General features: G+C 39.0%; 11 protein-coding genes. 7 read left to right on the forward strand and 4 right to left on the reverse strand.

The features are described from left to right. The first annotated feature begins 11 nt into the window (after positions 1 to 11). Positions 12 to 1178 carry a signal peptidase I gene (gene lepB / locus C3K47_RS08240; protein WP_103788646.1) on the forward strand — a complete coding sequence of 389 codons (1167 nt, stop codon included), beginning with the start codon at positions 12 to 14 and terminating at the stop codon, positions 1176 to 1178. Positions 1179 to 1181: 3 nt separating this feature from the next. Here the strand turns inward: lepB and C3K47_RS08245 are convergent, their stop codons facing one another. The 3 genes from C3K47_RS08245 to C3K47_RS08255 form a co-directional block, all read right to left on the reverse strand. Next, positions 1182 to 1754, reverse strand: coding sequence for a hypothetical protein (locus C3K47_RS08245; protein WP_103788647.1), 573 nt, complete (start codon positions 1752 to 1754; stop codon positions 1182 to 1184). A 136-nt stretch (positions 1755 to 1890) separates the two neighbouring features. Continuing rightward, positions 1891 to 2181 (reverse strand): NifU family protein, encoded by a 291-nt coding sequence (locus C3K47_RS08250; RefSeq protein ID WP_103788648.1) that lies wholly within the window; start codon positions 2179 to 2181, stop codon positions 1891 to 1893. Positions 2182 to 2224: 43 nt separating this feature from the next. After that, positions 2225 to 3301 (reverse strand): Mrp/NBP35 family ATP-binding protein, encoded by a 1077-nt coding sequence (locus C3K47_RS08255; RefSeq protein WP_103788649.1) that lies wholly within the window; start codon positions 3299 to 3301, stop codon positions 2225 to 2227. A 98-nt stretch (positions 3302 to 3399) separates the two neighbouring features. Between C3K47_RS08255 and C3K47_RS08260 the strand changes: the two genes are divergently transcribed. The 3 genes from C3K47_RS08260 to C3K47_RS08270 all read left to right on the forward strand — a co-directional run bounded on the left by C3K47_RS08260 (position 3400) and on the right by C3K47_RS08270 (position 7743). After that, entirely contained in the window at positions 3400 to 4623 is a 1224-nt protein-coding gene (locus C3K47_RS08260) for a phage integrase SAM-like domain-containing protein (RefSeq protein WP_103788650.1), read from the forward strand. Between the two features lie 3 nt (positions 4624 to 4626). Beyond that, positions 4627 to 6744 carry a biosynthetic peptidoglycan transglycosylase gene (locus C3K47_RS08265; RefSeq protein ID WP_103788651.1) on the forward strand — a complete coding sequence of 706 codons (2118 nt, stop codon included), beginning with the start codon at positions 4627 to 4629 and terminating at the stop codon, positions 6742 to 6744. A gap of 87 nt (positions 6745 to 6831) precedes the next feature. After that, positions 6832 to 7743, forward strand: a complete 912-nt coding sequence (locus tag C3K47_RS08270; RefSeq protein WP_103788652.1) for a carboxypeptidase-like regulatory domain-containing protein — start codon at positions 6832 to 6834, stop codon at positions 7741 to 7743. A gap of 79 nt (positions 7744 to 7822) precedes the next feature. On the opposite strand, the gene C3K47_RS08275 is transcribed toward C3K47_RS08270, so the two are convergent. Further along, a complete protein-coding gene (locus C3K47_RS08275) occupies positions 7823 to 9367 on the reverse strand; it encodes a hypothetical protein (protein ID WP_103788653.1) in 1545 nt (514 codons plus the stop codon). 144 nt (positions 9368 to 9511) lie between these two features. Between C3K47_RS08275 and C3K47_RS08280 the strand changes: the two genes are divergently transcribed. From C3K47_RS08280 to leuD, 3 genes are all read left to right on the forward strand, one after another. Further along, entirely contained in the window at positions 9512 to 10678 is a 1167-nt protein-coding gene (locus C3K47_RS08280; protein WP_103788654.1) for a 2-isopropylmalate synthase, read from the forward strand. A gap of 87 nt (positions 10679 to 10765) precedes the next feature. Next, on the forward strand, positions 10766 to 12160 hold the full coding sequence (leuC, locus tag C3K47_RS08285) for a 3-isopropylmalate dehydratase large subunit (protein WP_103788655.1): 1395 nt from the start codon (positions 10766 to 10768) through the stop codon (positions 12158 to 12160). 11 nt (positions 12161 to 12171) lie between these two features. After that, positions 12172 to 12768 carry a 3-isopropylmalate dehydratase small subunit gene (gene leuD / locus C3K47_RS08290; RefSeq protein WP_103788656.1) on the forward strand — a complete coding sequence of 199 codons (597 nt, stop codon included), beginning with the start codon at positions 12172 to 12174 and terminating at the stop codon, positions 12766 to 12768. Positions 12769 to 12801 lie beyond the last annotated feature (33 nt).

Below are 12801 nucleotides of genomic sequence, written 5' to 3' on the forward strand. Positions count from 1 at the left end.
AAACCTCGTCTATGAAACTTCTTCCAAAGTTATTCGGCAAAAAGAAAACTGCCGAAGTTCAAAAAAAATCGGTTGTAAAAGAATGGTTTGGTGCGTTTATGTTTGCCCTGGTTATGGCAGGTATAATTCATACCTTTTTCATGCAGTTGTTTGCCGTTCCAACCGGATCAATGGAAAAGAATATCATGATAGGCGATCACTTGTATGTAAGCAAACTGAATTATGGCCCACGCTTACCCATGACTCCTGTTGCTCTTCCCTTGGTGCACAATACCGTTCCGTTTACCGACAATAACTCAATATTTTCATCACCTGTAAATGCCTACAGCGAGCTGATCAAATTAAGTTATTATCGAATTCCCGGCACAGAAACACTCGATCGAGGGGAGATAGTGGTATTCAACTGGCCGGTTGATAAGGACGCTAAAGGAAACTTCCGCCCGGTTGATATGAAAGAGCATTATGTAAAACGTTGTGTTGCGTTACCTAATGATATTTTAGAAGTAAAACAAGGTAAGTTATATGTTAATAATATAGCCACTCCAATGCATGACCAAGATCAATCGAGTTATTTGATCGCTACCAATGGAAACACCTTTAACAAAGATTTTCTGAAAGAATTGGGAGTTCGGGAATTTAGTACCGAGGCAAATGCCAACAACGATATTTTACCGGTAGCCGATAATCAATATTTAATGTTCCTATCGAAGAAACAAGCCGAACTGGTGGCCAAAAACCCGGTTGTAATATCAATAACTGAGTATATTTTACCTTGGAATACAAGAGAAGATGACGTTTTTCAGCCTTCAAATACCAATTGGAACATCGATAATTATGGTCCACTTACAATTCCATCGAAAGGAGCAACCGTAGAACTTACTTTAGAAAACCTTCCTTTGTATCAAAATATCATCTCGATTTATGAGGAGAATCAGTTAAAGGTTGAAAATGGGTTAATTTATATTAATGGGCAGAAAGCCTCCTCATACACATTTAAATTAAACTATTATTTTATGATGGGTGATAATAGGCATAACTCTCTCGACTCGAGAAGCTGGGGCTTTGTTCCGGAAGATCACATAGTAGGTAAACCCTTATTCATTTATTGGTCGAGTAACGATCGGGGTAATTTCTTTGATGGAGTAAGATGGGACCGGTTTTTTAAGAAAATAGAATAGTAGTCAATTTTCAGGGAGGCTCTGCTGGTAGGTTTTACTTACCGTCTCCACCTCGGTGGTTTCAAGCTTTTGTAATTCAGCATCTGAAATGGTTTTTAATAAATTATATTGATTTCCATTCCACCTGTAAACCGGAAATTTAAAGCCCGGGCCTCCTATAACAATATCCGGAAAACCCTTGTATGTAGAGGAAAGCAAAATCGGTATTCCCCCCGACAAATTAGGGTCGGCTTTATAACCGGCCAAAGATGATTTTATAAAAAGATTAAAGCTTTGTCCCGTATTGCCATAAAGAGCTCCGCTACTAAGAATTACGAACACTTCCTCTTTACTATCTTTATTCAAATCAGCTGGGTAAACTGCAACACTGACCGGATAAGTATCAATTAAAAACCCTTTCTCATCACTACTCAAGGTAAGTTTGCACAGTTCGAAAACCTGATTCTTCTCCCCAATAGAAAGTTTTGTTTTAACATTATTAAATAAAACGGAAGCTCCCCTTGTCAACTCGGCTTGGGCAAACAACTGTTGGACAATAAACAGGCAGATAGTCATCAGCAGATATTTCTTTTCCATGGCGCAAAATTTTAAGCATGACTAAATCTACTGATAATCATCGATTTAATAACTACTCTTTCCCAACAAAATCCCGTTAAAACAGCAGAGCCTCTTGCTGTTATGCAAGAGGCTCTGAAAATATTATAAGCTTATATTAACCCTGTAAACGCTCGGGTAATACTGCATTCGGGTCGTCCATATCAGTTAGATTCACTGCTTCAACCGCTACGATTTCAGGAACCTCTCGTTTAACAGCTTGTTCCAAACCTGCTTTTAAAGTCATAATGCTCATTGGGCAAGAACCGCATGAACCTAATAGCTTTAATTTAAGTATACTGTCGTCGGTAACCTCCAACACTTCCACATTTCCTCCATCGGCCTCCAAATAGGGGCGAATCTGATCTAATGCGCGCTCAACTTTTGACAATAATTCTGCGTTACTCATGCTAAAATCAATTTTTACTCTCTTTGCAAAGATAGGAAAATAATTAAACAACTAACTCTTTGTTAGCCAACGCGTTTTGGATAGCCACTTGCTGCGCTACTTTCTCAGCAATATCAGCAAATGCCAAACTCACCGGATGCTCATTTTGTAGAGCCACCGGTTCTCCATTATCTCCTCCCTCACTAACTGCCATTACTAAAGGAATTTCTCCCAAAAGCGGCACTTCAAATTGCTCGGCTAATGTCTTGCCACCTCCTTTTCCAAACACATAGTATTTATTATCAGGTAACTCAGCAGGTGTAAAGTACGACATATTCTCAACTACACCTAGGATAGGCACTTTGACGCCTTCCATTCTAAACATACCGGCTCCCTTTTTAGCGTCAGCCAAAGCCACATCTTGGGGTGTGGTTACTATTACCACGCCTGCAACCGGAAATCCTTGAGCAAGGGTAATGTGAACGTCACCTGTTCCCGGAGGAGTGTCAACCAATAAATAATCTAGATCACCCCAGTCAGCATCATTGAATAGTTGCTTAATCGCCGACGATACCATTGGGCCTCTCCATGGAATTGCCTGGTTGGGGTCGGTGAAAAAACCTATTGAAAGTAATTTGATGCCGTATTTTTCGATAGGTTGAATTTTATTCTGCCCATTTACCTGAACCATAAATGGTTTAGCGTCTTGCAGATTAAACATTATTGGAATAGAAGGACCATATATATCGCCATCAATTAAGCCTACTTTTGCGCCTTTTTTGGCCAAAGAGATGGCTAGATTAACCGCTACTGTAGATTTACCAACGCCCCCTTTTCCTGATGCAACGGCGATAATGTTTTTAATATTGCTGAATGTATTGGTGCTTTTTGTTGTAACTCTCGATGTCATGTTAATTTCAACCTCCGCTTCCTTATCAACAAAATGCTTTATCGCATTTACACAAGCATTTTTTATTAAATCTTTAAGGGGGCAAGCCGGAGTAGTAAGAATTACAGAAAAGCTAATTTTTTTTCCATCCACCTTCACATCTTCAACCATTTTTAGAGTTACTAAATCTTTTTTAAGATCAGGCTCCTCAACGTTGCTTAACGCCGCCAATACTTGTTCTGTAGTTATCATTTAGTGTTAATATGTTAAAAAAAATCGATCAAAATTAATTAAAAAAACAGGATTATTAGGCTTTTGTTTAGTTACACAGCATTATTAAGTATAAGAAAATGGCTACCGTCAATCTTTGTGTAAGACCTGATATGAAAGACAATAACGGGCTTTTACCTATTTACATGATTTTTCAGCACAGGGGGAAGCGATTTAAGCATTTCACAGGATTAAAGATTCAGGAACAAAACTGGGATGTTAAAAAGCAAGAGGTAATTGAACTTAACGGCAATACCGCCAGATGGAATAACACATTAACTAAGCAAAAGATTCAGCTGTTAAATGCTACCCAGCAAATTTTAAAAGAGCATAAGGATGCCGATGTTCAGGAAATAAAAGAAGCATTTTATAAAGATCTGTTTAAATGTGGGAGTGAATTTTTTGCTGAGCTGGCCACTTTTATCGAAGAATCGCGGCAAACCAAGAAAGAAAGCACTGTGTTTGTTTACGAAACGCTTATTAAAGACCTAAAGCTCTTTGAAGACGCCGACGATTACCTGATCAGTTTTCATAATCTTAATTCGGATTTTTATGTTCAGTTTACCGGGTTTCTCGAAAAAACCCTGAACAACACTAATAATACGATCAGCAAAAAAATAAAGGCGCTAAAAGCTTTTCTTCATTATGCTTCGGATAAAAAGTTGATGCAAACCGCCGATTTCGAAGGTTTTGGCACTAAAACCATTGAAACGCCTAAGCTTTCGTTAACAGATGCCGAAGTTGAACGTTTGTATACCTTAAACCTTAGCTTAAACAAGGACCTGGCTATAATTCGCGACATTTTTATGTTTGGATGCGTAACCGGATTAAAGTATTCAGATATTATTAAACTGAAAGTGGATGATGTAACAGAAGATAAATTGCTGATCATCAATCAATATACCTATATAAAGACCCGTATTCCGATGAATAATTATGCACGTTTTATTCTGAAGAAATACATGGGTGAAAAAGGTTACTGTTTCCCATTTGTGCAAAATGTTTATGCCAATAAACACCTGAAAACCCTTGGTAAAATGGCTGGCATTGAAACCCCTATAAAGGTGAGTATTCATAAAGGCGATAAGATCATTGAGAAACAAAAACCTAAATACGAATTAATTACTACCGATACTGCCAGATATACCTATGCTGCCTTATCTTTGAGGGCAGGTATGCGCCCCGAATTGCTTATTCAGGTACTTGGTCAGAAAACAATTAATGCCTTGTTAGAATATAGCTATTTCAGCAGCCCAATGAATGATTTCGAGATGGTTGATTGTTGGAATAAAAAATTCTTTTAGGTTTTGAAAATATTTCTAAGAAAGTATTGGTGGATTTTTGCCATTGTTTTGGTTGGGTTGGGTATTGCCCTCACCGTTTTGTTTGCTAAGCGCGAGCAAATTCTGAGTAGCACCCTGGCAAAGATCATTAACACTCAACGCAAAGAAAATCAGCTCGATATTAAAATTGAAAATGCCCATTTTACAGGCATTGCTACCGTTCGTTTTGATAAGATTTCAATCGTTCCAATCCAAAAGGACACGCTCCTTACCATCCGGAACTTTGAGGTTCAGGTTAAAATTTTACCCTTACTTTTTGGCGATGTAAAACTTGCTCAAATGCAGCTGCTGGATAGCAGGCTTACATTGGTTAATCGACACGGTGTAAAAAATTTCGACTTCCTTTTAAAGGAGCGTAGACGCGATACGACTGAAAAAACAGAGCTTGATCTTGCCAAACTGGCCAATAAGCTTATTAACAAAGTTCTTTATAAGATTCCTGATAATCTTGAACTCCGGAATTTTGAAACTACTTATACCGAAACTGATAGCCTTAAAACCACCAGCATTTTAGCCAAAGAAGTATTAATTGATAACCAAAAACTTAGTTCAACTTTTATTTTAAACAATGGTGAAGCAGTTTGGCATTGTAAAGGCATGGTTGATGGCGGTGATAAAGAACTTGATGTAAAGTTTTATGCCGAAAAAGGAAAGGTAGACTTCCCCTTTCTTCAAGCCAAATACAACTTAAAGGTTAGTTTTGATACAGTTTCGGCCCGAATGGACGGAACCAGCTACCATGGAGATGAATTAAGCATTAAGGGTGCCTGTGGCATTAGAAACCTGCTGATCAATCATCCCAAAATTGCATCCAAAGACGTAATTGTTGATAATGGCTCGATAGATGCCACTGTGGTTATTGGTAAAAAATTTCTGCAACTGGATAGTGCTTCAACCGTTCACTTACGCAAGTTGGATATTCACCCCTTCATCAAGTACACATTAAAGCCTGAAAAGGTTTATGAACTTAAACTGGGTACCGACTGGCTTAATGCACAAGATTTTTTTGATGCGTTTCCGCAGGGAATGTTTGAATCATTAGAAGGTATAAAAGTAACGGGCAAATTAAAATACGGACTCGATTTTTATTTGGAAGATAAGGATCCGGATGCTTGTCGCTTTGATTCTCACTTAGATAAAAAGGACTTTAAAATATTGAAATTTGGGGTTGTAAACCTTCAAAAAATCAATGGTCCTTTTGTTTACACGCCCTATGAATATGGCAAACCAATGCGTAATATCACTATTGGCCCAAGTAACCCGAATTTTACTCCTTACGATCAGATTTGTAATTTCTTAAAAAATGCTATCTTAACCGCCGAAGACAATGCGTTCTTCAGGCATAAAGGGTTCTTTGAGGAAGCTATCCGTAAATCGATAGCAACTAATTATAAGGCAAGAAGCTTTAAAAGAGGTGGTAGTACCATCTCAATGCAGTTGGTTAAGAATGTTTATTTGAGCCGGCAAAAAACAATGGCGCGTAAATTCGAGGAAATGCTCATTGTTTGGCTGATTGAAAATAACCGATTAACCAGTAAAGAACGAATGTTTGAGGTTTATTTAAACCTTATTGAGTGGGCTCCAAATGTTTATGGTGTAGGAGAAGCGGCGCGTTTTTATTTTGCCAAACATCCTTCGGAGCTAAATTTGGGTGAATCTATGTTTTTGGCTAGTATTATTCCTAGCCCTAAGCGTTATAGGTATCAGTTTTACCCCGATGGAGCGCTTAAGCAGCGAATTAGTGGCTACTATTTTAATTTGATAAGCGGATTAATGCTTAAACGTGGAATGATTACCGAAGAAGACCGTCTTTCGATGTATAATGTAACACTGAGAGGTCCGGCACGTAAATATGTAATTACCGACACAACCTCTGTAGATACCACTTTTGAAGAAAATGAAGAATTTGCGCCTCAACAACTAATTGAAGATCACCCGACAACGGAGCCTTCAACAATAAAAGAAGAGGTAAAACCTGCCGAAGTTCAGGAAGCGGTGGCTCCTGAAAAAAGTAAAGCAGAAATAAGGAAACAAGAACGAGAAGAACGTCGTAAAAGACGTAAAGAGGAACAAGAAAATTAGTTCTTCAAAAGGGGATACATTCAAATATAGTATACAACCGATTTTTTAATACAACCAATTTTTAAATTTAACCAAATTCCTAACCGTATGAAGAGATATTTACAACTTATCTTTTTGCTTCTATTGGTTTCGTGCATTTCCGTAAATGCCCAAACAATTACTTTAAAGGGTAAAATCGTTGAAGATGTACCTGAAGCCTACCCTATTCCAAATGCAACAATAACCATTTCAAACACCAAGCTGATTTATTCGGCTAACAAGAATGGGGAATTTTCGATTAGCATTCCGGAGAAAAATAAAGTAGATAGCCTGGTGGTAACCTCCTTAGGTTATAAAGCTAAAACCATAAGCATCGCTATCCTGCTTAAAAATCAATTTAACACGGTAAAATTAAAATCTGCCTACATGCAGTTAGATGATATTGTGGTAAATGCTAAAAAGGCTCAAAAGATTTACATTGGCAGCGAAAAGAAATCGAGCTTTGGAAAATACTGCCCGTTCCCTGAACTTCAGCATGCCTTTTACATTCCAAACAACAACAACACAACCGGTATTATCCGTTCACTTCGCTTTTTCATCCGTGAATGTGAGAATGGTGTAATTGACGCTCCATTCCGTGTTCGTTTATATGGAAAAGCAGATATGCGAGAATTTCCAGGTGCTGAGTTGATCCAAGATGCGATCATTGCCCGTGCACAAAAAAATAACGAGTGGCTATCGGTTGACCTTTCTCAGTACAATGTTGAAGTTCCGTATGATGGCTTCTTTGCAGTATTGGAAATTCTCCCTTTACAATATTATTCAACTGAAACCACCAGTACCGAAACCACTTACGATGGTAACAAAATTACCGTGATGCACTATGCAGCTCCGGCAATCGGGTACGAAAAGCTGGAAGAGGGCGCTGTAGCCAGATCATGGAGACGTTATGGTATCAATAAATGGGAAAAAGTTGAGCAATACAACTATATGATGGGTGCCAACATTACTTCAGACTAATTCAAAACTCTTTACATAGAAAAAGCGGACCTTATAAGTCCGCTTTTTTTGTACGCTTTATTTTGGATCAATTAAACCATTATCTATTCAGGGTTAAAAACTTATCCTGAATTATCTGCTGAACCGGCTTATTATTGATCTTGCTTTCGAGCCATGAAATGATGTCGAGATATAAAAAAGGACGTTTTTCATACGGATGGTTTTCATACTGGATCAATCGGTCATGCAAGCGTTTAAACTCCCGTTTAATATCTGTTGCATAAATATTCCCCAGGTTTTTAAGGAAGTTGATGATCTCAACCTGCACTTTATGCAAATCATCCATTTTAACTAAAAAGCGGTAAACCGATTTAATTTGATATTCCAAATTAGCATCATTACCGGCCTCATAATTAGCAATTAGATTTAAAATACGGGCAAAGCATTGGATATCTGAACGTACATCCGAATCACGGGTACTAATGATTTTATTCAGATAAATAATTGCATTCTTGTTATCTCCACTACCGAAATACAAGCAAGCTATCTTATAGTAAAACACCAATACATGATGCTCATCTATCCTGTCGGTATGATGGCTTAAAAAGGATTTAAGTTCAGGAATAACTGACAATCCCTTCGTAAAGCTACCTTCCATGAAATGAAGGTTCACCTTGTGCGCAAGAATACACGACTGCACAAGCATATCGGCATTGTCATCAAAAAACTCTTTGTTGTTCTCTACATCCTTTTGAAGAGTAGTTAACACTTCCCAAAATTTTGAATAATAGCGCAGGTAAAATAACGACTCGAGCAGGTAATTATATGCTTTAATATAAAAGCTTACCATGCTCTGCTTCATTTGAGGATGCTCATTGAACAGGTCTACCCAACGTTGTGCGTACCTATAGCAAGAGACAAAATCCTGAATGATGGAATAATACCAAACATACGACTGGTACAAATACATTTTTTCAGAAAAGCCCAGATTATTAGCGTCATATTTAGGCAAGTTATGCTCAAAAAATGTTTGTACATACGCCACGTCTTTGCTGTTACGGGCATAACCAACTTTCAAATACAAACCATACAGTTGAAGAGCCAGGTTCGAAAATTCATTGGCAGTTTGTATGCTCGAATTCAAACCGACGGCCTCGCTGGTTAAAATATCGGCACGGTTAGAAATACTGCGGGTAATGTATTGCGATTCGATCATTTTTTCGAATTCAACAATCTCCAAAGCAATCGTATTTTGCATTAGCTGCAAAGCCATTTGCTTTGCCTTGTCTAATATTTTAAGGCTCTGACGATAAAGTCCTTTGTTATACAGGATCTTGGCAAAGTCAACCTGCTCGCGCAATTGCAGATCAGGATAATGCTGCACATTCATCAAACGCAAACTGATAAGTATTTGCTTATATAAATGTGCTTTCATATTAGAAAGCTGCACCTTTTTTACAGGAGCTTTTTTAAGAATTTTTTCTTCATCATAATCATCTATGCCGTCAATAGCATCGAACAAAGCAATGAATTTTGCATCCTGATTACCTTGTAAACGAGTAGCAAATAACTTAAAGTTACGCTTCTCTGATTTCGACATTGATTTAATTAATTCAAATACTGGCTCGTTCTTTCCATTAGCCATTGTATATACACCTCCTTTAACTTCCTGGTAATCTGCTAGTTATAAAATTTATACTAAAATTGAAAGTAGTACAATATAGTTGATAATGGTTTCCCAAAGCTAATCTTAGTGAATACTTTAGAAATTCCAAATACAAATCTAATAATGTCAACAAGAAAGATTCAGATATTCGACACAACCTTACGTGATGGTGAACAAGTGCCGGGCTGTAAATTAAATACACCCGAAAAAGTAGAAATTGCGCGTAACTTGGAGAAGCTGGGCGTGGATGTGATCGAAGCCGGTTTTCCTATCTCCAGTCCTGGAGATTTTAAGTCCGTCGTGGAAATTTCCAAAGCGGTGACTGAGCCTATTGTTTGTGGCTTATCCCGCGCTGTTGTTAAAGATATTGAAACCGCCGCAGAAGCTCTCAAATACGCAAAACGTCCTCGCATTCATACTGGTATTGGTACTTCCGACTCACACATCCTTCATAAATTTAATTCAACACGCGAAGAGATTATTGAACGTGCCGTAGCTGCCGTAAAGTATGCTAAGCGTTTTGTAGAAGATGTAGAGTTTTATGCCGAAGATGCGGGCCGTACGGATAATGAATACCTTGCTCGCGTATGTGAAGCTGTTGTTGCTGCTGGGGCTACAGTTCTTAATATTCCTGATACCACAGGTTATTGCCTTCCACATGAGTACGGAGCAAAAATCAAGTATCTGAAAGAAAATGTAAAAGGTATTGATAAAGCGATCTTATCAACCCACTGTCATAACGATTTAGGTTTGGCTACAGCAAACTCTATTGAGGGGGTAATTCATGGCGCAGGCCAAATTGAGTGTACCATTAATGGTATTGGAGAACGCGCAGGAAACACTTCATTGGAAGAGGTAGTAATGATCATGCGTCAGCATCCTTATTTGAATTTGATTACTGGCGTTGAAGCTAAAATGCTTTATCCGATTAGCCAGTTAGTTTCAGAGAAAATGCAGATGTTTGTTCAGCCCAACAAAGCCATCGTAGGTTCAAATGCATTCGCACACTCTTCGGGTATTCATCAGGATGGTGTGATCAAAAACCGTGAAACGTATGAGATCATGGACCCTTCGGATGTAGGAGTTGACCAATCGTTAATTGTTTTAACCGCTCGCAGTGGACGTGCCGCTTTAGCTTACCGTGCACATAAAATCGGGTATCAGTTAACTAAGGATGCACTTGATGAGGTTTATGAGCGCTTTTTAGCCATTGCCGACCGTAAAAAAGAAGTTTACGACCAGGATATTCATGAAATGATGAAAGATGTTAAAATTGAACTTTCAGCTTAATTCTTTCAGATAAACTATAACCAACAAATTATAAAATTAGCCGATTAAGTTCGGAGCCCTCTTTTTAGGGGATGCGGGGAAGAAAAAATGGGAAAGACCTTATTTGACAAAGTATGGGATGCACATGTGGTAACAACTGCTGAAGGAGGCATCGATGTACTTTATATCGACAAACATTTAATTCACGAAGTAACCAGTCCGCAGGCATTTTCAGAACTTGAAAACCGTGGGATCAAATTATTTCGCGCTGCTAAAATGGTAGCAACCGCCGATCATAACGTTCCAACAATTGATCAGCACCTGCCAATCAAAGATGATTTATCTCGTTTTCAGGTAAATAAACTAACCGAAAACTGTGATAAGTTTGGCGTTGAACTTTATGGTTTAGGCCATCAATATCAGGGTATTGTTCACGTAATTGGCCCTGAGTTAGGAATTACTCAGCCGGGCATGACCATTGTTTGTGGCGATAGCCATACTTCAACTCATGGTGCTTTTGGCTCCATTGCCTTTGGTATTGGAACCAGCCAGGTAGCCATGGTGATGGCAAGCCAGTGTTTGCTTCAACAAAAGCCGAAAAAGATGCGCATCAATGTTAATGGTAAACTTAAAAACGGTGTTTTACCAAAAGACGTTGTTTTATATATCATCGCTAAGCTGAGTGCAAACGGCGGTACCGGCTATTTTGTTGAATTTGCTGGCAATGTTTTCCGTGAAATGAGCATGGAAGGACGTATGACCGTTTGTAACATGAGCATTGAAATGGGTGCACGTGGAGGCATGATTGCCCCTGATGACATTACCATTGAGTACGTTCGCGGACGTGAGTTTGCCCCTAAAGGGGAAACCTTTGAAAAAGCCGCCGCTTATTGGAGATCATTGGCAACTGATGCCGATGGTGTTTTTGATGCAGAATATTCATACAATGCCGAAGATATTGATCCGATGATCACCTATGGAACCAATCCGGGAATGGGTATCAAGGTTACGGATGCGGTGCCTTCAGAAGATGCATTCTCAGGTCAGGAAAGCTTTAACAAGGCACTTGCCTATATGGGTTTGGAAGCCGGCGAAAGCATGATCGGCAAACAGATCAACTATGTGTTCATTGGCAGTTGTACCAACTCACGTATCGAAGACTTAAGGTTAGCGGCACAGGTAGTAAAAGGTCATAAAAAAGCCGACAATGTTCACGCGTTTATAGTTCCCGGTTCTAAGCAAGTGCAGGCACAAGCTAAAGCCGAAGGATTGGACAGAATCTTTGAAGAAGCCGGATTCCAGCTTCGTGAACCAGGCTGTTCGGCATGCTTAGCGATGAACGATGATAAAATCCCAGCCGGAGAATACTGTGTTTCCACTTCAAACCGCAACTTCGAAGGCCGACAAGGACCTGGTGCGCGTACGTTCCTGGCTAGTCCGCTGGTAGCAGCTGTGGCCGCATTAGAAGGCAAAATTGCAGATGTTAAACCTTACTTGAATTAATTGGAGGAGAGATGAAAAAGGAGTTTAAAGAATTAACAGCAACGGCAGTTCCATTGCCGATTGAAAATATAGATACAGACCAAATTATACCGGCACGTTTCCTTAAAGCAACCAGCCGTGAAGGATTTGGTGATAACTTATTCCGCGACTGGCGATTTGATGCACAAGGAAATCCTAAAGCTGATTTCGTATTAAATGATAATCGTTATAGTGGAAAAATATTAGTAGCAGGAAGAAACTTCGGGTGCGGCTCCAGTCGCGAGCACGCCGCCTGGTCGATCCATGATTTCGGATTCAAGGTGGTTGTATCAAGCTTCTTTGCCGATATTTTTAAAGGCAATGCGCTAAACAACTTTTTACTACCAGTTCAGGTATCTGAAGAGTTCTTGCAGGAGATTTTAGCTGCTGTAATTGCCAATCCGGCTACTGAACTAAAAGTTGATGTGCCGAGCCAAACCATTGAATTGGTTGGAAGCGGTAAATCAGAAACATTCGCAATTGACGGATACAAAAAAATGTGTTTGATCAACGGCTTCGACGACATTGATTATTTATTGAGTTTGCAGGATAAAATCGAAGCTTACGAGCAACAAGCCGTTAAATTCTAAAAAAGCATCATCATAAGGTTAATTGATAGGCCG

This window comes from Solitalea longa (assembly GCF_002920915.1).
GTDB classification, from domain to species: Bacteria; Bacteroidota; Bacteroidia; order Sphingobacteriales; family Sphingobacteriaceae; genus Solitalea; species Solitalea longa.

Bases quoted from the DNA above. Each gene is read 5' to 3' on its own strand.
- lepB (WP_103788646.1), top strand. From the start codon at position 12: ATGAAACTTCTTCCAAAGTTATTCGGCAAAAAGAAAACTGCCGAAGTT.
- C3K47_RS08245 (WP_103788647.1), bottom strand. From the start codon at position 1,754: ATGGAAAAGAAATATCTGCTGATGACTATCTGCCTGTTTATTGTCCAA.
- C3K47_RS08250 (WP_103788648.1), bottom strand. From the start codon at position 2,181: ATGAGTAACGCAGAATTATTGTCAAAAGTTGAGCGCGCATTAGATCAG.
- C3K47_RS08255 (WP_103788649.1), bottom strand. From the start codon at position 3,301: ATGATAACTACAGAACAAGTATTGGCGGCGTTAAGCAACGTTGAGGAG.
- C3K47_RS08260 (WP_103788650.1), top strand. From the start codon at position 3,400: ATGGCTACCGTCAATCTTTGTGTAAGACCTGATATGAAAGACAATAAC.
- C3K47_RS08270 (WP_103788652.1), top strand. From the start codon at position 6,832: ATGAAGAGATATTTACAACTTATCTTTTTGCTTCTATTGGTTTCGTGC.
- C3K47_RS08275 (WP_103788653.1), bottom strand. From the start codon at position 9,367: ATGGCTAATGGAAAGAACGAGCCAGTATTTGAATTAATTAAATCAATG.
- C3K47_RS08280 (WP_103788654.1), top strand. From the start codon at position 9,512: ATGTCAACAAGAAAGATTCAGATATTCGACACAACCTTACGTGATGGT.
- leuC (WP_103788655.1), top strand. From the start codon at position 10,766: ATGGGAAAGACCTTATTTGACAAAGTATGGGATGCACATGTGGTAACA.
- leuD (WP_103788656.1), top strand. From the start codon at position 12,172: ATGAAAAAGGAGTTTAAAGAATTAACAGCAACGGCAGTTCCATTGCCG.